This window comes from Serratia sp. BIGb0234, from assembly GCF_024809915.1.
GTDB lineage: Bacteria > Pseudomonadota > Gammaproteobacteria > Enterobacterales > Enterobacteriaceae > Serratia > Serratia liquefaciens.
This window is the reverse complement of sequence record NZ_JANUEI010000001.1, coordinates 787,206-805,574: the sequence shown is the minus strand read 5'-3', so window position 1 is coordinate 805,574 and position 18,369 is coordinate 787,206. Positions and strand designations below refer to the sequence as shown.

The following is an 18,369-nucleotide window of genomic DNA, read 5'->3' as shown; positions in this document are numbered from 1 at the left end:
TCGCTATCCCCCTGAATATCCCCTCTTTTGGCGCCTAGCGCGGCCGTATTCCGTCGATAATCACCCTCTGCACGTTCTCTACCGTCTGCTGAAAAAACGCCTCATCTTCTAACGTTTTACCGGTTACCGCTTCTATCTGGACCCAAAAATCGGCGTAGTGCTGAGTGGTCGCCCACAGCATAAAAATCAGGTGATACGGCTCTGTCGGCGCGATATGACCTTCGTCAATCCAACGCTCGATCATGGCGGACTTCTCGTCCACCAGCATCTTCAACCCACCCTGCAACTCCTGTTTCAGCAACGGCGCTCCCTGGATCATCTCCAGGCAAAACAGCCGTGAAGCCTGCGGATGATGGCGCGAAACCTCAAGCTTCAGCCGTATATATTCACGAATGGCCTGCAACGGCTCCTGATCGGCGCGCAGCGCTTTCAGCGGCGCCAGCCAAACATCGAGAATGCCTTTCAGCACCGCTACGTAGAGTTCTTCTTTGGAGGGGAAGTAGTACAACAGGTTGGTTTTGGAAACGTCGGCGCGCTCCGCCACCTGATCCAGACTGGTGCCGTGAATACCGTACAGCGAGAAGAACTCCAGCGCCGCATCCATGATGGTACTGCGTTTTGCAGCTACCGCACGCGAGCGGCGCGTGGGCGGTTTAACGGCTTGTGGCTTCACTGCGGCTCCTTGGCACAATCTGACTCCGGCCAGCATAGCAAAGCCCTGGTATGAAACCCACGCTTTTACCTACCCCTTCCGGGGGATCTTTTGCACCTTTAATGAGCATGCGCGCCTGTTTTTTGTGCAGATAATTTTGACCAAATGGTCTGTTTTGGACCATCCACTCAATAACTGGGCGCCAAATAAACCATAAAAATTTGATAAATAAACAATTTTAAAACATGGCATCGGGTTTGCTTTGGTTCAGGCAAGCAGCCTGAGATTGTCCCCTTCACTGACCCGAGGTATTCAAATGAAAATTGGCGTATTTATTCCGATCGGCAACAACGGCTGGCTGATTTCCAGCAATGCCCCACAGTACAAACCAACGTTTGAACTCAATAAAACCATCGTGCAGAAGGCCGAGCACTACAACTTTGATTTCGCCCTGTCGATGATCAAACTGCGCGGCTTCGGCGGCAAAACCGAATTCTGGGATCATAACCTGGAGTCCTTCACCCTGATGGCCGGGCTGGCTGCCGTAACCTCACGCATCAAGATCTACGCCACCGCCGCCACCCTTACCATGCCGCCGGCCATCGTCGCGCGTATGGCTTCCACCATTGATTCTATTTCCGGTGGGCGCTTTGGCCTGAACGTGGTGACCGGCTGGCAAAAACCGGAGTACGAGCAGATGGGCATGTGGCCGGGTGACGAGTACTTTGGTCGTCGCTACGACTATCTGGCGGAATACGTCAGGGTGCTGCGCGATCTGTGGGGCACCGGAAAATCCGATTTCAAGGGCGAGTTTTTCCAGATGGACGACTGTCGCGTCAGCCCGCAACCCCAAGCGGACATCAAGGTGATTTGCGCTGGTCAAAGCGATGCGGGCATGGCTTTCTCGGCCAAATACGCCGACTACAACTTCTGCTTCGGCAAAGGCGTCAACACCCCCACCGCTTTCGCACCGACGGCTGCCCGGTTGAAAACTGCCGCCGACGCCGAAGGCCGCAGCGTGGCCTGCTACGTGCTGTTTATGATCATTGCGGATGAAACCGACGAGGCTGCCCGCGCCAAATGGGAAAGCTATAAAGCCGGGGCCGATACCGAAGCCCTGGCCTGGCTCACCGAGCAGAGCGGCAAAGACACTAAATCCGGCGCCGACACCAATGTGCGCCAAATGGCCGACCCCACTTCCGCCGTCAACATCAACATGGGCACGCTGGTCGGCTCCTACGCCAACGTGGCGCGAATGATGGATGAAATCGCCACCGTACCCGGCACCGAAGGCGTGCTGCTGACTTTCGACGACTTCGTGCAAGGCGTAGAAGACTTCGGCGAACGCATTCAACCCCTGATGAAAAGCCGGGCAGACGTTTGCCCACAAACTGCAGCAAGCCGTGAGGTGGCATGATGAAAATTGTTGAAACCCAACCGGTGGTACGCCGCCAGTCACCGCAAGGCGGAGCGACGGTCACCCTGCCCGCCCGTCCTGAGGCCATCGCCTTTGCGCCGCAGGAAACCGCATTAATCGTGGTCGATATGCAAAATGCCTACGCCTCGCAGGGGGGATATTTGGATCTGGCCGGGTTCGACGTTTCGACCACCGCGCCGGTGATCGCCAACATCAAGCGTGCCATCACTGCCGCGCGCGCCGCGGGCATTAAGGTGATTTTTTTCCAGAACGGCTGGGACAATCAGTACGTCGAAGCCGGCGGCGAAGGCTCGCCTAACTGGCACAAGTCCAACGCGCTGAAAACCATGCGCCAGCGCCCGGAACTGATGGGCAAGCTGCTGGCCAAAGGCGATTGGGACTACGACCTGGTGGATGAACTGCAACCACAGCCGGGCGATATCGTGCTGCCGAAACCGCGCTACAGCGGCTTTTTCAACACCCAGCTCGACAGCCTGCTGCGCTCTTACGGCATTCACCATCTGGTGTTTACCGGCATCGCCACCAACGTTTGTGTGGAATCCACGCTGCGCGACGGCTTTTTCCTCGAGTATTTCGGCATTGTGCTGGCCGACGCCACCCACCAGGCCGGCCCGGCGTTCGCCCAACAGGCGGCGCTGTACAACATCGAAACCTTTTTCGGCTGGGTGTCGGACGTCGACAGTTTCTGTGACGTTCTCGCCGCTCCGCTTAGCCAGACGGCATGAATGTTGCCTGTTTAACCCCAAAAAAACCTTCACCAGGAGCGCGACAATGCCAAAAACAGTGATCACTCCACCGGGCAGCGGCAAACCGCTGGCTCCCTTTGTTCCGGGCACCCTGGCCGACGGCGTGGTGTATGTCTCGGGTACGCTGGCCTTCGATAAAGACAATAACGTCGTCCACGTCGGTGACGCCGCGGCACAAACACGCCACGTGCTGGAGACCATCAAAAGGGTGATCGAAACCGCCGGTGGAAGCATGGACGACGTGACCTTTAACTCGATCTTTCTCACCGACTGGCAAAACTATGCTGCCATCAATCAGGTATATGCCGAGTATTTTCCCGGCGATAAACCGGCCCGCTACTGCATTCAGTGCGGGCTGGTGAAGCCGGACGCATTGATTGAAATCGCCACAGTGGCCCATATCGGCCGCTGAGCCATTGAGGATCGAGCATGTACTTTGAGATTTTGGGAAAAGATACGCCACTGGCGCCGACGCTGGTGCTGTCCGCAGGCCTCGGTGGCTCGGGTAGCTTCTGGCAACCGCAGATTGACGCGCTAACCCGGCATTTCCGGGTGGTCATTTACGATCACTATGGCACCGGCCGCAGCAAAGGCGTGGTACCGGACGGCTATAGCATGGCCGATATGGCGGATGAAGTAGCGCAACTGCTGCGTTCGTTCAGTATCGAACGCTGTTATTTCGTCGGCCACGCACTGGGCGGCATGATTGGCCTGCAACTGGCGCTCACCCAGCCGCAGTTGCTGGAAAAACTGGTGGTGGTCAACGGCTGGCCGGCGCTGGACAGCCAGACCCGGCGCTGCTTCCACGTCCGACAGGATCTGCTGCTTAACAGCGGCGTTGAAGCCTATGTGCGCGCCCAGCCGCTGTTTCTGTTCCCCGCCGACTGGCTATCGCAGCACGAAGCCTTGCTAGGTGAAGAGTTGCAGCACCAAACCGCGCATTTTCAGGGCACAGAAAACCTGCTGCGCCGCCTGAATGCATTGATCAATACCGATTTCCGCCCTCACCTGGCGGACATCACCACACCAACCCTGGCCTTGTGCGCTCGCGACGATCTGCTGGTGCCCTATCTCTGTTCGCATCAGTTGGCGGAAAGCCTGCCCAACGGCGAGCTGGCGCAGATGACCTACGGCGGCCACGCGATGAGCGTGACCGACAGCGAAACTTTCAACCGCACCCTGCTGGACTGGCTATTGAAAACGCCGAACGCCAGCAGCAGCCTCGCCCTCTAGCCCGGAGATACCTTATGCAAAGCCAAACAGGGTTTGCCGATGCACCGCTGCAACCAGCGTACGTAGAAAAACAAGACTTCCGCGATGCCATGGCCCGCCTGGGATCGGCGGTGAATATCATTACCACCGACGGTCCCGCAGGCCGCGCCGGTTTTACCGCCTCTGCGGTATGCAGCGTCACCGACACGCCCCCCACGTTGCTGGTGTGCCTGAACCGCTCGGCGTCGGTGTATGCGGTGTTCAAGCAAAACCAAACGCTGTGCGTCAATACGCTGGCGGCAGAGCACGAATCGCTGTCGAATCTGTTCGGCGGCAAAACGCCGATGGACATGCGATTCTCCGCCGCTCGCTGGTCTACGCTGGTGACCGGCGCCCCCATTTTGCACGGCGCGCTGGCTTCTTTCGATTGCCAAATCAGCCAGATTGTCAGCGTCGGCACCCACGACATTCTGTTCTGTCAGGCGGTGGCATTGGCGCGTAATGACCACAGCCACGGCCTGGCCTATTTTGACCGGCGTTATCACTCGCTGTTGAAACAATGATCGGCGCGTAGCCGCAACGCTCGCATCTGTAACCCTAACCTGCACCTCAATATTTTGGAGATGACGATGGCGAATACCTGGTTTCCCCAATGGCGGCTGAAGCAAGGCAATCTGGACGGTGCGGTTGTTGCGCCCGATGAACGGCTGCCAGTGACCCAGACGTTGGTGATGGGTTTGCAGCATGCGGTGGCGATGTTTGGTGCTACGGTGCTGATGCCTTTGCTGATGGGCTTTGACGCCAATCTGGCCATTCTGATGTCCGGTATCGGCACGCTGCTGTTTTTTCTGGTGGTCGGCGGTCGGGTACCGAGCTATCTCGGCTCGAGCGCGGCATTTGTCGGGCTGGTCATCACCCTGACCGGTTACAGCGGCCAGGGCGCCAACCCCAATATTGCCCTGGCGCTCGGTGGCATCATCGCCTGCGGGCTGGTGTATCTGCTGATCGGTTTCGTGGTGATGAGCGTTGGCACCCGTTGGATAGAGCGGCTGATGCCGCCGGTAGTGACAGGGGCGGTGGTCATGGCTATCGGCCTCAACCTGGCGCCCATTGCGGTGCGCAGCGTTTCAGCCTCCCATTTTGACAGTTGGATGGCGGTGGTCACTATCTTGTGTATCGGTTCGGTGGCGGTTTTTACCCGCGGGCTTATGCAGCGGTTGCTGATCCTGGTTGGCCTGATCGCCGCCTATTTGATTTACGTCGTGGCGACCAACGGTTTCGGCCTCGGCAAACCGGTAGATTACAGCGCACTGAGCCAGGCCCCTTGGTTCGGTCTGCCGCAATTCACCGCCCCGGTATTTAACCTGCATGCCATGCTGCTGATTGCCCCGGTGGCGATCATTTTGGTGGCGGAAAACCTCGGGCATGTGAAAGCGGTAGCGGGCATGACCGGCCGGGATCTTGACCCTTATATCGGTCGCGCCTTCGTCGGCGACGGGTTGGCGACAATGCTTTCCGGCTCGGTCGGGGGCACCGGAGTGACGACCTATGCCGAAAATATCGGGGTGATGGCGGTCACCAAAATCTACTCCACGCTGGTGTTTGTCGCCGCCGCAGCGGTAGCGATTGTGCTGGGGTTTTCACCCAAGTTCGGTGCATTGATCCACACTATTCCCGGGCCGGTGCTGGGTGGTGCTTCGATCGTGGTGTTCGGCTTGATTGCCGTCGCCGGCGCGCGCATCTGGGTGCAGAACAAGGTTGATCTGGGGGATAACGGCAACCTGATTATGGTGGCGGTAACGCTGGTGTTGGGTGCAGGGGACTTTGCGTTAACCCTCGGCAACTTCACCATGGGGGGCATTGGCACCGCCACTTTCGGTGCCATTATCCTCAATGCGCTATTGCGCAACCGTAAAATCTTGCCACTGGCGGACAGCGCTACCCGTTAGCACCGCGGCCCGGCTTGCCGGGCCTTATTCAACCAACGCCGCCTTTGCTTTACGTCGAATACGCATTTCGCTGACCAGCACGCCCAATACGATCAGCGCACAGCCCAATAGCGCTACGCCCGGCAAACGCTCGCCTGCAATGCGCCCCACCAGCCCGGCCCACACCGGCTCGCCGGCATAAATGACCGTGGCACGGGTCGGCGAAACGCTTCGTTGCGCCCAGTTCATCGTCACTTGAATGATGGCGCTGGCCAGCCCCAGACCGACTGCGCTGTAGAGCAGGTAATTGCTGTAAGGCGGTACCGACTCGCCGGTCGGTACCATCATCAGAAACGCAGCCAGCGAGGCCGTTGCCAATTGCACCACCGTCACCCGCTTAACGTTAACCTTGCCCGCATAGGCACCAATCAAAATGATCTCGGCAGCCATGCCCAGCGTGCCAATCAACGTCAGGATCTCGCCGATGCTAAGCGCCATATCGGCACTGCTTGGCGCGGCCAAGAGCATCAGGCCACTGAAGGCCAATAACACGCCGACCCAGGCCATAACGCCGGGGAAACGCCCGAGCACCAACCACTGCAATAACGGCACCATCGGCACATACATGGCGGTGATGAACGCCGACTGACTGCTGCTGATGGTTTGCAGCCCCACGGTTTGCAGGCCGTAACCGAACATGATGGCGATACCGATAAACACGCCCGCTTTCAGCTCATACCAGGTCAATCCGCGTAAGCTGCGCAGGGAGAATAACGTCAGCACCAGCGTAGCCGCAGCGAAGCGCAAACCCACGAAGAAGAACGGCCCGCTGACCTGCATCGCAAGATGGACCGCCAGAAAGGTTCCGCCCCAGATCATGGTGATGAAAATCAGCACCGCTTCCTGCCGCTTTATCGTGGGAATGAAAGTGAAAATAGAGGATTTTTTTACTGCAGACACCGGCTTGCCCTTCCTGCTGGGTGCAATATAATGCACAGATCCTGCCAGTATGAGGTAAAGCCCTGGGATGAGCAATACGGTGAACAGCGGTAAACATGAAGCGCCCAAGGTGTTGCAATACCTGAGCAGCAACCTGCGTGGCTATCGCCAGCAGGCGGGGCTAAGCCAGGTGATGCTGGCGGAAAAATCCGGCGTCAGCCGCCGCATGCTGGCCGGCATCGAGGCCGGTGACCGCAACGTCAGCCTGGCGGTGTTGGACAAATTGGCCGAAGCATTAAATATCGCCTTCACCGATCTGATCCAGGCTCCCGAAGCGCGCGGCAGCCATTTGGTCGGCGAATTGGCATGGCAAGGCGTACAGCCGGCAAGTCAGGCTTTGTTTGCCGCCAGCGTGCCTGCTCGTCAGCGGGTTGAGCTTTGGGAATGGACGCTGATGCCCGGCGAGCACTACGATTCTGTGCCGGATGCCGAAGGCTGGAGTGAAATAATCTACGTGATTACCGGCAGCCTGACGCTGGTGCTGGAACAGCAAACCCTGACGCTGGACGCCGGCCAAACCCAGGTGTTCAACAGCGATCAGCACTATGCCTACGCCAACCGCACCGATTTTCCGCTGCGCTTTATCCGTAACGTCACCTTCTAACCCGCATACTCAGCGGGTTGTCACCTGGCTGTCGTACAGATGTCATGCGCCTGTCGTGGCGGTCAACGGCCTCAACTCCTACACTTGGCCTCAATGAAGGTTCATTTTTGGAGCGTGCAATGCAAACTTACCGCATCCGGCAATTACGGCTGGAAAAAGGCTGGTCTCAGGAACAATTGGCCAGCATTGCCGGGCTTAGCACCCGTACCGTTCAGCGCCTTGAAAATGGCGAGCAGGCCAGCCTGGAAACCCTGACCGCGATAGCTGCGGCGCTGGAGTTACAGATTGGCGATCTCAACCAGCCGCCGCAACAGGAAAACAGCGACAGCAGCCAGGCCGAGCAGGCGATTCGCCGACAGGTGGAGGAAGAAGGCAGGCTGCTGCGCATGATAGTGAGGTTCGCATTTATCGCAGTGCTGTTGTTCGCCATTAACTGGTTTACTCATCCGCAATATCTGTGGTCGCTTTGGGCCATGGCCGGCATGAGTATCGCGGTGATTATGCGCGCGACGCGCACCCTGCTGTTACGCGACTTCTTCAGCCGTTGGCAACGCCAGCGCCTGGAGCAAAAGCTCAAGCGTCTGCACTGAGTTTCAGCCAGTCAGCTAGCCGGGCCAGCGCGCTGCCCGGCCTGATTTCTTGCGGTGTCAGCAGACAATAACCGCTACCGTCCGACGTAAAACCAAAGGGGGCGCTCAGTAGCCCACCGGCCACATCATCCCGCACCTGCTGCCAAGGGCCAATAGCGACGCCTATCCCCGCCACCGCCGCCTGCAAGCTGAAGTAAAAGTGATCGAAACGCTGCTCTGGACAGCCTTCCAGCGACACACTCTGCTGCTGAGCCCAATGCCGCCAGGCATCAGGCCGGGTGGCCGAATGTAACAGCACCGCATCGCGGCTCAACTGCGGCTGACCGGCGTGGAGAGCGATAAAACGCGGCAGCATTTCAGGCTTGCATACCGGCCCGACTTGCTCGTTGAACAGCCACTGGCTGTGCAGCTTATCGCCCCAGTCAAAATCGTTGCGCCGTAGGGCGGCGCTGATGCCGTCGTGAAACGAAAATGGCCCGCCGCCCGCGACCAACTGCAGATGGATGTCCGGATGCGCCAACTGAAACGCAGGCAGGCGGGGTATCAGCCAACGCATCAATAGCGTCGGCTCACAGGACAATACCAGCGGTGCGTCCTGTGCCTGCTGCCGCAGTTGTTGCGCAGTCTGCTCCAGGATGCCGAATGCCTGCTGCGACGCCTGAAACAACGTCCGCCCGGCGGCCGTCAGATACACCCGCCGATGACGACGTTCAAACAACGCAATACCCAGCTCATCCTCCAGCGCCCTGACCGCACGACTCACCGCCCCGTGCGTCAGGTTTAAACTGTTCGCCGCCTGGGTGAAACTTTCCAGCCTGGCCGCCGCTTCAAAGCATCGCAATCCGCCCAATGACAGTGGCCGGCTTATTTTGCGTGAGTTTTTCTCACCGAAATCGTCAGTTTTCATCGTTTGTCACCGTTGGCTATTCCCTTTATAAATCAGCCACTCTTTTCTGATTCATCTACAGGATTACTATGACCGAACTCATCGCTGTCGTCACCATCACTTTACTTGCCGTCATTAGCCCAGGGCCTGATTTCGCCATGGTGTCGCGCAACAGCCTGTTGCTTTCCCGTCGTGCCGGCGTGGTGACCGCTTGCGGCATTGGCGCCGGGGTGTTGATCCACGTGAGCTACACCCTGATCGGCGTCGGCGTGGTGATCCAGCAATCGCTGTGGCTATTCACCCTGTTGAAGATGATTGGCGCTGCCTACCTGATTTACCTGGGTGTCAGCATGCTGCGTAATGCCGGTGCTGCCAGGGTTTCTGGCGGCACGCCCCCCACCGCTGCCAGCGATTTCGCCGCGCTGAAAACCGGCTTTTTAACCAATGCGCTGAACCCGAAAACCACCATTTTTGTCGTCAGCCTGTTTATGCAGGTGGTTAATCCACAGACATCGTTGGCGGTGCAAATCGGCTACGGCTTGTTTATCGCCCTGGCCCATATCCTGTGGTTCAGCGCCGTTGCGCTGCTGTTTTCCGCGCCGGGCATCAATGCGCGACTGCTGCGCCTGCGCAAAGGCATAGACAGGGTATTCGGTGGCCTGCTGATTGCCTTCGGGGCGCTGCTGGCGATAGCCGGGATGAGATAAGGCCACAAGGCCAAGTTCCGCATTCACTCCTATGCTTAGGAAGCATCTCTTTCATCCACCACAGCGGAGAACGGAACATGGCGAAAATTTTGGTGCTGTATTACTCAATGTACGGACATATTGAAACCCTGGCGAACGCGGTAGCGGAAGGCGCACGCAAGGTCAGTGGCGTAGAAGTTACCCTGAAACGCGTGCCGGAAACCATGCCGGCAGAAGCCTTTGCCAAAGCCGGCGGCAAGCAAGATCAACAGGCTCCTGTCGCCAGCCCGCAGGAACTGGCCGATTACGACGGCATCATCTTCGGTACCCCAACCCGCTTTGGCAACATGGCGGGCCAAATGCGGACCTTCCTCGATCAAACCGGCGGGCTCTGGGCTTCCGGCGCGCTGTACGGCAAGGTAGGCAGCGTATTTTCTTCCACCGGTACCGGCGGTGGCCAGGAGCACACCATCAGCTCCACCTGGACCACGCTGGCGCACCACGGTTTCATTATTGTGCCTATCGGTTACGGAGCACCCGAGCTGTTTGACGTATCACAAATCCGCGGCGGCACCCCTTACGGAGCAACCACCATTGCCGGTGGCGACGGTTCGCGCCAGCCCAGTGCGGAAGAGCTGGCCATTGCCCGCTTCCAGGGCGAACACGTAGCGAAAATCACCGCCAAGCTGAAAAGTTAAGCTATCACCTGCCCGATGGGGCCGCGGATTCCTGCGGCCCCATCTTGTTGCCAACCCCCGGCAAGGTTAAAATGCCGCTCAGCCTGCCATTCACTACCTGAACGTCACGGTCGAAATTCGTTCTGCCCGCCAATCACCGGCCTTTGCCCTGATGACGGGCGTTCTGTTTTTGCGCATAGCGAAGGGAAATAAGTCAGTGTCTAAAGATTTTGATGAACTAATAAGAGACATGGATCTTATTATTGAAAATGTAGACAGTTTCAAGGCTATGGCCCCGCGCGCACCCGAGCCCCCCGCAGCACCGCCTGCGGTTCATCACTACGATTCGTTCTGCGAGAATGTGGCGCTGAAAGTGGTGTTGAAGGTGCTGCTCTCGTCGGTGGATAAGATCGTCAAGGTACAGATTGCCAATAAGGTCGAGCAGGAAATTGCTCAAATAGAACAGCAGGTGGTACGTGCCGGCGGTGGGCCGGTGTCCCCCGAGGATCTGGCGCAAATGACGCAATACGTGCGTCGCACCGTAAACACCCTGTTGGAATAATCGCCATTGCGATTAAAAAACGTGCCAACCCTTTCAGGCGATATGAATTTTTACGTTATTTTTATATCGCCTGCCTTATTCTTTCAGGCTTAAAGAATAAATTGACTCATTGCCGTCAGGCAACTCGGGCGCAAGTATTATGGTCAAGAATAAGCAGATATTGGTCGTTATTCATCTTTGCAGTTTTTTAGTTTTCCTTTACAGCCTGTCAATGATCCCGCCCCTGCTGGTGGCGCTGCTCTATAAAGAAAAAAGTGTTTTCTCCTTTTTCTATACCCTGGTGATTGCCGGATCGCTCGGTGGGTTAGGCTGGTTCAGCACCCGTCAGGCCAAAGTACAATTGCGTACCCAGGACGGTTTTCTGATTATCGTCATGTTTTGGCTGCTGTTTTCGATGATCAGCGCCCTGCCGTTGTGGCTGGATGACACGCTGAACGTCAGCCTGACGGACGCGATGTTCGAAGGCGTGTCCGGCATCACCACCACCGGCGCTTCGGTACTTAACGATGTCTCGGGCATACCTAAATCCTTTCTCTACTACCGTTCCCAGCTCAACTTTATCGGCGGCCTCGGCGTCATTGTGTTAGCCGTGGCCGTGCTGCCGCTGCTGGGTATCGGTGGCGCCAAGCTTTATCAGTCGGAAATGCCCGGACCATTCAAAGAAGAACGACTGACGCCACGGCTGGCCGATACCTCGAAAAACCTGTGGCTGATCTATCTCGGTCTGGGGCTGGCCTGTACGGTGGCTTTCCGCATTGCCGGCATGCCGTGGTTCGATGCCCTTTGCCATGGGATTTCCACCGTATCGCTCGGGGGATTTTCCACCCGCAACGAGAGTCTGGGCTATTACGACAGCTCGGCGGTCGAAATGGTCGGCGGTATTTTCTCCATTCTGGCGGCGGTAAACTTCACCCTGTATTTCGTTGCCGTAGGCCGCCGCAGCCTGAAACCATTGTATAAAAACCCGGAGCTGCGCTTCTTCCTGCTGGTGCTGTCGATTATCGTGGCGATTGTTTGCCTCGAGCTTTACCGTTCCGGCATGTACGGCGCCAAGGACTCCTTCGTGCATGGCTTCTTTCTCACCAGTTCGATGATGACCGATAACGGTTTGGCCACCGCCGACTATGCCAAAATGCCCTCTCACACCATTATGTTGTTATTGGCGGCGAGCTTTTTCGGTGGCTGCGTGGGCTCCACCTGCGGCGGCATCAAGGCGCTGCGTTTTCTGATCATGTACAAACAAAGCCGGCATGAGATCAACCAGTTGGTGCATCCCAATGCCGTTTACACCATCAAGGTCGGCAACGCGCCGATTCACGATCGGGTGTTACGGTCGGTCTGGAGCTTTTTCTTTCTGTACGTTTTTTTCAGCTGCTTCTTCATCTGGCTGCTGAACCTGATGGGCTATGATCTGGTGACCTCTTTCGCCACCGTGGCCGCCTGCATCAATAACATGGGGTTGGGCTTCGGCGAAACTGCCGCGGGGTTTGGTACGCTTAGCGATGCGGCGAAATGGTTGATGTGCGCGGCGATGCTGCTCGGCCGCCTTGAGATCTACCCCATGCTGATATTGTGCTCGCGTGCCTTTTGGCGTTTTTAAGGCTTTGTAGCCCGCCATTTACAGGCTGTTTTAATCCACCTTGCTGTACCAATGCTGACACATTCGTAACGTGAATGTGTTGCATTGTTGTATTCGTTTCACTGCGATAAGTTAAAAACACTGTAAATACATACAGTATTATTGTAACTTATTGAGGATATGAATATGCGTTTTAACAAGATGTTAGCTCTGGTAACCGTCCTGTTTACCGCCCAGGCTTCCGCCGAGGCATTGGAATCTATCGACAACTGCGCGGTCGGTTGCCCCACCGGTGGCAGCAGTAACGTGTCCATCGTCCGCCATGCTTATACGCTGAACAACAACAGCACCACCAAGTTCGCCAACTGGGTGGCTTATCACATCACCAAAGACACGCCGGCCAGCGGGAAAACCCGTAACTGGAAGACCGATCCGGCACTGAACCCGGCAGATACATTGGTACCGGCAGATTACACCGGTGCCAACGCGGCACTGAAAGTTGACCGCGGGCATCAGGCGCCGCTGGCCTCACTGGCGGGCGTCTCTGACTGGGAATCACTGAACTACCTTTCCAATATCACCCCGCAGATGGCCGATCTTAACCAGGGCTCCTGGGCACGGCTGGAAGATCAGGAACGCAAGCTGATTGACCGGGCGGACATCAGTTCGGTGTATACCGTGACTGGCCCACTGTACGAACGCAATATGGGAAAATTGCCGGGCACCCAGAAAGCGCACACCATTCCCAGCGCTTACTGGAAGGTCATCTTTATCAATAACAGCCCGGAAGTGAACCACTATGCGGCGTTTCTGTTTGACCAAAACACCCCGAAAAATGCCGATTTCTGCCAATATCGCGTCACGGTGAATGAAATCGAGAAACGCACCGGGCTGATTATTTGGGCTGGTCTGCCCGACGACGTACAGGCTTCGCTGAAAGCCAAACCGGGCGTGCTGCCAGAACTGATGGGTTGCAAGAGCTAAAATAATGACCAATAACCCGCTACGGCGGGTTTTTATTGGTCAATATAATGACGGCGTCTGTGATTTAAATATAAACATTACTTATTAATACCCCGTTTTAAACCCGTCCTAATAGCGGAAATAATGTTATTTACCGTCATTAATTATCTTTAAATACCCGCCACGGCACCGTTCACTCTCCCGCCAAGCGGCCACACCTCGGGTCTTTTTTATTCTTTCTGTGCTTTTTTATCAGGGCGTTTGAGCAAGTTTATTGCCGAAAAGTTATCGGCAAGTTAATATCCCGCCAAATTATTAGATACAGAACCGTAAACAATGCATTTATCCCATTGTTGATTATTTTTTATCTCTCTTTACCCCTTCTCTTTTGCCTGCTTTGGCAATAACACCTGTTTTGTGAGAAAAACACATGGAAAATTTGTTATCAGACGATGGTGAGTTACCGACCAAAAATGGAACCGGTTTCAGTCGACGGGAAGTGCTGCTGGGGCTGGCCTCAACCCTGCTGGCAACGTCATTGCTCAGTTACCCGTTCCTCAGCCTGGCAGAACAACATACCGCGGCGGCCAACCCGCTGCAGTTTGCTCGTTTCTTCAAAATATCCCAGACATTGAGCGAACATGAGGACATCGATCAGGGAATGTCGGCGCGTATTTTTACAGCCTTACATAATCAGAATGATCAGTTCGCCACGCAGGTTGAGCAGCTTGGTGGGCTGTTACAGTCGGGTCAAAGCGCAAAACAGCTGCAACAACTAGCCATTCAGGCCGGCTTGCAGGCCCTGGTGACCGCCATTATCACCGCCTGGTATACCGGCACCGTCGGCCACGGCCAAACGGCTGAGCTGATTGCCTATAAAGACGCGTTGATGTACCGCCCCGCCAGCGACGCACTGATCGTTCCCACCTACTGCGGCAATGGCCCGTTGTGGTGGACCGCTCCCCCTCCAGCGGTCAACGCTTCCCTGTGATCTGAGAGTCTTCTGATGAAAAAACCTGAATTTACTGCCGATGGCAACGCCTCGGCCGATATCGTGATCGTGGGCTCCGGCATTGTGGGCGGCATGATGGCCGATCAATTAGTCAGCCAGGGTTATTCTGTGCTGGTGCTGGAAGCAGGCCTGCGTATTGAACGCGCCCAGGCCGTAGAAAACTGGCGCAATATGCCTTTTGATAACCGCGCCGGCTCCGATTATCAAGGGTTGTACCCGCAATCAGAGTTTGCCACCGCTCCGCTCTATTTTCCTGAAAACAACTATGTCGCCCTGAGCGGCCCGAGCGCAGGCAGCTTCAAGCAAGGGTATCTGCGTACCGTCGGCGGCACCACCTGGCACTGGGCCGCGTCCTGCTGGCGCCACCTGCCCAGCGATTTCCAAATGAAAACCCTGTACGGCGTTGGCCGCGACTGGCCGATTTCCTATGATGAACTTGAGCCGTACTATTGCCGGGCCGAAGAGGAAATTGGCGTGGCGGGCCCTAACGATCCGCAGCAGCAGTCGCCGGTTGAACGCAGCAAACCCTACCCGATGGATATGGTGCCCTGGGCGCATGGCGATATTCGTTTTGCCGAAGTGGTTAACCCGCACGGCTACCGTTCAGTCCCGATCCCACAGGGGCGCAGTACCCACCCGTGGAAGGGCCGTCCAACCTGCTGCGGCAACAACAACTGTCAGCCCATTTGCCCCATCGGCGCCATGTACAACGGCATTCATCATGTTGAACGTGCTGAAATGAAAGGTGCGGTGGTGCTGGCGGAAGCGGTGGTCTACAAGATAGATACCGATGAACAAAATCGGGTCACTGCGGTGCATTGGCTTGACAACAAAAAGCAGTCTCACCAGGCCACGGCCAAGGCTTTCGCACTGGCCTGTAACGGCATAGAAACGCCGCGCCTGCTGCTGATGGCGGCCAACGATCGCAACCCGAACGGCATCGCCAACGCTTCCGACCAGGTCGGTCGCAACATGATGGATCACTCCGGTTTTCACTGTACTTTCCTGGCGAAAGAGCCGCTGTGGCTCGGGCGTGGCCCGGCGCAGAGCAGTTGCCTGGTCGGCCCACGTGACGGTGAGTTCCGCAAAGACTACTCGGCCAATAAGATGATCCTCAACAACATCAACCGGGTCGTGCCTGCCACCCAGAAGGCGCTGGAACAAGGCTTGGTCGGTAAAGAATTGGATGCCGAAATACGCCGCCGCGCCGCTTACGGCGTCGATTTATCCATCAGCCTGGAACCGTTACCAGACCCCAATAACCGCCTGACGCTGAGTAAAACCCGCAAGGATGCCCACGGTTTGCCTTGCCCGGACATCCACTACGATGTCGGCGATTACGTGCGTAAAGGCGCAGAGGCCGCACATAAGCAATTGGAACATATCGGCCAACTGTTCGACGCCGAAGAGTTCAACATCACCACCAGCCTGAATGCCAATAACCACATCATGGGCGGCACCATCATGGGCGATAACCCAGCAGACTCGGTGGTCGATGGCAACTGCCGCACCCATGACCATGCCAACCTTTGGTTGCCGGGCGGCGGCGCAATTCCTTCCGCCAGCGTGGTGAACAGCACCTTGACTATGGCGGCTCTGGGCATCAAGGCCGCCGATGACATTGCGCGGGCACTGGCGGTGAAACCATGAAAAAACAGGCGAAATTGACGCTATTATCCCTGCTGTTGCTCGGCGGCAGCGCCGTGCAGGCGGCGGATAACGGAGAGTTAAGCGGTGCGGCGTTGATTAAAAAAGGCGAACAGATTGCTATCTCCTCAGACTGCCAGGCCTGCCATACCAAACCCGAAGGCGGTACTCCCTTTGCCGGCGGATATGGTATCAGTTCCCCCATGGGCGTGATTTACGCAACCAACATCACCCCATCAAACGCGGAGGGCATTGGCAGTTATAGCGAAGAGCAGTTTGCTCGTGCCGTCAGGGACGGGATCCGTGCCGATGGTACCCACCTCTATCCCGCCATGCCCTATACCTCTTATACCAGGTTGAGCGATGAGGACATCAAGGCGCTGTATGCCTACTTTATGCACGGCGTGAAGCCGGTCGATCAGAAAAATACGCTGACCGACCTGCCCTTCCCGTTCAACCTGCGCTTTAGCATGGCCGCCTGGAATCTGCTGTTTCTCAAAGACGGCCGATTTGCACCCGATGCGGCCAAAAGCGAGCAATGGAACCGGGGGGCTTATCTGGTTAACGGGCCTGGGCACTGCGACACCTGCCATACCCCGCGCAACCTGCTGATGGCTGAAGACAGCAGTCAGGCTCTTGCGGGTGGCATGGTCGGCAGCTGGTACGCTCCCAATATCACGTCAGACCCGATCAGCGGTATCGGCGGCTGGAGCAACCAGCAACTGGTGCAGTACCTGAAAACCGGTCGGGTGGTCGGCAAAAACCAGGCCGCCGGTGGCATGGCGGAAGCCATCGAAAACAGCCTGCAATATTTTTCCGATGACGATCTGGCGGCTATTGCCGTTTACCTGAAAAGCACCGCGCCTGTCAGAGATGCCAAGGATAGCCAGCCGGCCGACAGTTACGGCAAGCCGTTGAACGTTGAGCCTCAGCTGCGCGGGTTGCAGCCTGCCAATGCCAACAACACCGTTACCGACGGCGCAGCGTTATTCAGCGGCAACTGCGCCAGTTGCCACCAACCGGACGGCAGCGGCAGCAAAAACCAGGCTTATCCTTCGCTGTTCAATAATACCGCCACCGGTTCAAGCAATCCGGCCAACCTGATCTCGGCCATACTGTTCGGGGTCGAGCGAAAGGTGGGCGATCAGCACGTGCTGATGCCGAACTTTGGCCCGCTGTCGTACGTCAATCCGTTGAACGACCAGCAGATCGCCGCTATCAGCAATTATGTGCTGCAGCAGTACGGCAATCCCGCAGTGAAGGTCAGCGCTGCGGACGTGACCGTATTGCGCCTGGGTGGCCCGGTGCCGCTGCTGGCGATGCTGCAGCCTTATATGGCCCCGGCAATCGGCATTGCTGTGGTGGCGTTGATCTTTATGGCATGGCTGTTGGGGAGAAAACGGCGCTGAATTGATGACTGCAGGCTGGGGAGCTATCCCCGGCTTGCAGGCATTGCCGCATTTCCACAGGGATAGTTCGCAGACCGAATCTGAAAAGAACGGGGGTTATTGCGTTTGATTTTCCACACGGGTAATACCGTGTTTCTTCATCACTTCTTCCATGGTCAGATTGTCATCATCCGGCGTTTCGTCAATCACAACATCCTGCGGGCGGACATAAGGCTTGGTTGCGCGTTTGAACATCCACCACCAAACGAACACCAGAAAGGCACCGGACTTCAGAAAGATCATGGTCCATAACGCTATTTGATACCAGCTCATCTTTATCTCCATGAAAACGTTAAACGCGAGCGAATGGATCTATTTTAACCCTTGGCTTGATCGGATCAATAGTAAACGGCAGATCCCTCCGGGTTCAGGCCACTGTTATAGGGATTTCTATCATGATCTGCTCTACCTGCCGCTAAAACCCCCTTGAACTACCTCAGAAACCCTGCCCGCAGCCTGATCCTGTTTTTGCCCGCATTTTGTCATAGTGAAAGCCATGCAAGATCCTCTGCACCGGTTTTTCCCTGCAAAAAGAGTGAATTACCCTTTCTCATCGCAATGTTTTTATATAGCTAAAACGTCTAACCAAACCACTTAAAACAGCCTTTTTGACCATAAAAATGTAAATTGCCCCGATTTTTCTATATACTCGCGGAGTTTAATTTCTTGGGCAGCCTGTTTGCCCCTCTTTTTATGGAGTTGTTTTAACGGACTATCCCATTCCCTAACGGACTAGCAAG

Annotated in this window: 20 protein-coding genes; 16 read left to right on the top strand and 4 right to left on the bottom strand. The window is 56.4% G+C overall.

Going from position 1 to position 18,369, the window contains the following annotated elements; translation table 11 throughout:
* Positions 1 to 34: 34 nt before the first annotated feature.
* Positions 35 to 709: an HTH-type transcriptional regulator RutR gene (gene rutR, locus M2407_RS03900; protein WP_259216775.1), complete on the bottom strand. Its 675-nt coding sequence runs from the start codon at positions 707 to 709 to the stop codon at positions 35 to 37.
* Between the two features lie 259 nt (positions 710 to 968).
* Between rutR and rutA the strand changes: the two genes are divergently transcribed.
* The 6 genes from rutA to rutG all read left to right on the top strand — a co-directional run bounded on the left by rutA (position 969) and on the right by rutG (position 5,997).
* Positions 969 to 2,069 (top strand): pyrimidine utilization protein A, encoded by a 1,101-nt coding sequence (rutA, locus tag M2407_RS03895; protein WP_116690786.1) that lies wholly within the window; start codon positions 969 to 971, stop codon positions 2,067 to 2,069.
* Complete coding sequence (rutB, locus tag M2407_RS03890) at positions 2,069 to 2,815, top strand: pyrimidine utilization protein B (protein ID WP_020826203.1); 747 nt, start codon at positions 2,069 to 2,071, stop codon at positions 2,813 to 2,815. The genes rutA and rutB overlap by 1 nt, the downstream gene beginning before the upstream one ends.
* A 46-nt stretch (positions 2,816 to 2,861) precedes the next feature.
* Positions 2,862 to 3,248, top strand: coding sequence for a pyrimidine utilization protein C (gene rutC, locus M2407_RS03885; protein WP_020826202.1), 387 nt, complete (start codon positions 2,862 to 2,864; stop codon positions 3,246 to 3,248).
* Positions 3,249 to 3,265: 17 nt separating this feature from the next.
* A complete protein-coding gene (gene rutD / locus M2407_RS03880; RefSeq protein ID WP_115059216.1) occupies positions 3,266 to 4,069 on the top strand; it encodes a pyrimidine utilization protein D in 804 nt (267 codons plus the stop codon).
* Positions 4,070 to 4,083: 14 nt separating this feature from the next.
* Complete coding sequence (gene rutF, locus M2407_RS03875; protein ID WP_020826200.1) at positions 4,084 to 4,611, top strand: NADH-dependent FMN reductase RutF; 528 nt, start codon at positions 4,084 to 4,086, stop codon at positions 4,609 to 4,611.
* Positions 4,612 to 4,677: 66 nt separating this feature from the next.
* A complete protein-coding gene (rutG, locus tag M2407_RS03870) occupies positions 4,678 to 5,997 on the top strand; it encodes a pyrimidine utilization transport protein G (protein ID WP_130015507.1) in 1,320 nt (439 codons plus the stop codon).
* Positions 5,998 to 6,021: 24 nt separating this feature from the next.
* Here the strand turns inward: rutG and M2407_RS03865 are convergent, their stop codons facing one another.
* A complete protein-coding gene (locus M2407_RS03865) occupies positions 6,022 to 6,936 on the bottom strand; it encodes a DMT family transporter (RefSeq protein WP_046373961.1) in 915 nt (304 codons plus the stop codon).
* A 67-nt stretch (positions 6,937 to 7,003) separates the two neighbouring features.
* Here M2407_RS03865 and M2407_RS03860 point away from each other — a divergent pair, with 67 nt between their 5' ends.
* Together M2407_RS03860 and M2407_RS03855 are read left to right on the top strand one after the other, a co-directional pair.
* The gene (locus M2407_RS03860; RefSeq protein WP_020826197.1) at positions 7,004 to 7,579 is read left to right on the top strand and encodes a helix-turn-helix domain-containing protein; all 576 of its coding nucleotides are present in this window, start codon (positions 7,004 to 7,006) and stop codon (positions 7,577 to 7,579) included.
* Between the two features lie 119 nt (positions 7,580 to 7,698).
* Positions 7,699 to 8,169 carry a helix-turn-helix domain-containing protein gene (locus M2407_RS03855; RefSeq protein ID WP_020826196.1) on the top strand — a complete coding sequence of 157 codons (471 nt, stop codon included), beginning with the start codon at positions 7,699 to 7,701 and terminating at the stop codon, positions 8,167 to 8,169.
* On the opposite strand, the gene M2407_RS03850 is transcribed toward M2407_RS03855, so the two are convergent.
* On the bottom strand, positions 8,153 to 9,076 hold the full coding sequence (locus M2407_RS03850; protein ID WP_130015506.1) for a LysR family transcriptional regulator: 924 nt from the start codon (positions 9,074 to 9,076) through the stop codon (positions 8,153 to 8,155). The two genes, M2407_RS03855 and M2407_RS03850, sit on opposite strands and share 17 nt — an antisense overlap.
* 68 nt (positions 9,077 to 9,144) lie before the next feature.
* On the opposite strand from M2407_RS03850, the gene M2407_RS03845 reads away from it, so the two are divergent.
* The 8 genes from M2407_RS03845 (at position 9,145) to M2407_RS03810 (ending at position 17,590) form a co-directional block, all read left to right on the top strand.
* Entirely contained in the window at positions 9,145 to 9,762 is a 618-nt protein-coding gene (locus M2407_RS03845) for a LysE family transporter (RefSeq protein WP_259216774.1), read from the top strand.
* Positions 9,763 to 9,839: 77 nt separating this feature from the next.
* The gene (wrbA, locus tag M2407_RS03840) at positions 9,840 to 10,439 is read left to right on the top strand and encodes an NAD(P)H:quinone oxidoreductase (protein WP_259216773.1); all 600 of its coding nucleotides are present in this window, start codon (positions 9,840 to 9,842) and stop codon (positions 10,437 to 10,439) included.
* A gap of 229 nt (positions 10,440 to 10,668) precedes the next feature.
* Positions 10,669 to 10,980 carry a hypothetical protein gene (locus M2407_RS03835; protein ID WP_020826192.1) on the top strand — a complete coding sequence of 104 codons (312 nt, stop codon included), beginning with the start codon at positions 10,669 to 10,671 and terminating at the stop codon, positions 10,978 to 10,980.
* 139 nt (positions 10,981 to 11,119) lie between these two features.
* The gene (locus M2407_RS03830) at positions 11,120 to 12,580 is read left to right on the top strand and encodes a TrkH family potassium uptake protein (RefSeq protein ID WP_020826191.1); all 1,461 of its coding nucleotides are present in this window, start codon (positions 11,120 to 11,122) and stop codon (positions 12,578 to 12,580) included.
* A gap of 165 nt (positions 12,581 to 12,745) precedes the next feature.
* Positions 12,746 to 13,543, top strand: coding sequence for a DNA/RNA non-specific endonuclease (locus tag M2407_RS03825; RefSeq protein WP_020826190.1), 798 nt, complete (start codon positions 12,746 to 12,748; stop codon positions 13,541 to 13,543).
* 409 nt (positions 13,544 to 13,952) lie between these two features.
* Positions 13,953 to 14,513 carry a sorbitol dehydrogenase family protein gene (locus M2407_RS03820; RefSeq protein ID WP_048761961.1) on the top strand — a complete coding sequence of 187 codons (561 nt, stop codon included), beginning with the start codon at positions 13,953 to 13,955 and terminating at the stop codon, positions 14,511 to 14,513.
* Positions 14,514 to 14,528: 15 nt separating this feature from the next.
* Complete coding sequence (locus M2407_RS03815) at positions 14,529 to 16,184, top strand: GMC family oxidoreductase (RefSeq protein WP_046373969.1); 1,656 nt, start codon at positions 14,529 to 14,531, stop codon at positions 16,182 to 16,184.
* Positions 16,181 to 17,590: a cytochrome c gene (locus tag M2407_RS03810; RefSeq protein ID WP_259216769.1), complete on the top strand. Its 1,410-nt coding sequence runs from the start codon at positions 16,181 to 16,183 to the stop codon at positions 17,588 to 17,590. Before M2407_RS03815 ends, M2407_RS03810 begins: the two co-directional genes overlap by 4 nt.
* 96 nt (positions 17,591 to 17,686) lie before the next feature.
* Here M2407_RS03810 and M2407_RS03805 read toward each other — a convergent pair whose 3' ends face one another.
* Positions 17,687 to 17,902, bottom strand: a complete 216-nt coding sequence (locus M2407_RS03805; RefSeq protein WP_020826186.1) for a hypothetical protein — start codon at positions 17,900 to 17,902, stop codon at positions 17,687 to 17,689.
* Positions 17,903 to 18,369: the final 467 nt, after the last annotated feature.

Coding starts and splice junctions, on each gene's coding strand:
- rutR (WP_259216775.1), bottom strand. CDS start 709: ATGCTGGCCGGAGTCAGATTGTGCCAAGGAGCCGCAGTGAAGCCACAA.
- rutA (WP_116690786.1), top strand. CDS start 969: ATGAAAATTGGCGTATTTATTCCGATCGGCAACAACGGCTGGCTGATT.
- rutB (WP_020826203.1), top strand. CDS start 2,069: ATGAAAATTGTTGAAACCCAACCGGTGGTACGCCGCCAGTCACCGCAA.
- rutC (WP_020826202.1), top strand. CDS start 2,862: ATGCCAAAAACAGTGATCACTCCACCGGGCAGCGGCAAACCGCTGGCT.
- rutD (WP_115059216.1), top strand. CDS start 3,266: ATGTACTTTGAGATTTTGGGAAAAGATACGCCACTGGCGCCGACGCTG.
- rutF (WP_020826200.1), top strand. CDS start 4,084: ATGCAAAGCCAAACAGGGTTTGCCGATGCACCGCTGCAACCAGCGTAC.
- rutG (WP_130015507.1), top strand. CDS start 4,678: ATGGCGAATACCTGGTTTCCCCAATGGCGGCTGAAGCAAGGCAATCTG.
- M2407_RS03860 (WP_020826197.1), top strand. CDS start 7,004: ATGAGCAATACGGTGAACAGCGGTAAACATGAAGCGCCCAAGGTGTTG.
- M2407_RS03855 (WP_020826196.1), top strand. CDS start 7,699: ATGCAAACTTACCGCATCCGGCAATTACGGCTGGAAAAAGGCTGGTCT.
- M2407_RS03850 (WP_130015506.1), bottom strand. CDS start 9,076: ATGAAAACTGACGATTTCGGTGAGAAAAACTCACGCAAAATAAGCCGG.
- M2407_RS03845 (WP_259216774.1), top strand. CDS start 9,145: ATGACCGAACTCATCGCTGTCGTCACCATCACTTTACTTGCCGTCATT.
- wrbA (WP_259216773.1), top strand. CDS start 9,840: ATGGCGAAAATTTTGGTGCTGTATTACTCAATGTACGGACATATTGAA.
- M2407_RS03835 (WP_020826192.1), top strand. CDS start 10,669: ATGGATCTTATTATTGAAAATGTAGACAGTTTCAAGGCTATGGCCCCG.
- M2407_RS03830 (WP_020826191.1), top strand. CDS start 11,120: ATGGTCAAGAATAAGCAGATATTGGTCGTTATTCATCTTTGCAGTTTT.
- M2407_RS03825 (WP_020826190.1), top strand. CDS start 12,746: ATGCGTTTTAACAAGATGTTAGCTCTGGTAACCGTCCTGTTTACCGCC.
- M2407_RS03820 (WP_048761961.1), top strand. CDS start 13,953: ATGGAAAATTTGTTATCAGACGATGGTGAGTTACCGACCAAAAATGGA.
- M2407_RS03815 (WP_046373969.1), top strand. CDS start 14,529: ATGAAAAAACCTGAATTTACTGCCGATGGCAACGCCTCGGCCGATATC.
- M2407_RS03810 (WP_259216769.1), top strand. CDS start 16,181: ATGAAAAAACAGGCGAAATTGACGCTATTATCCCTGCTGTTGCTCGGC.
- M2407_RS03805 (WP_020826186.1), bottom strand. CDS start 17,902: ATGAGCTGGTATCAAATAGCGTTATGGACCATGATCTTTCTGAAGTCC.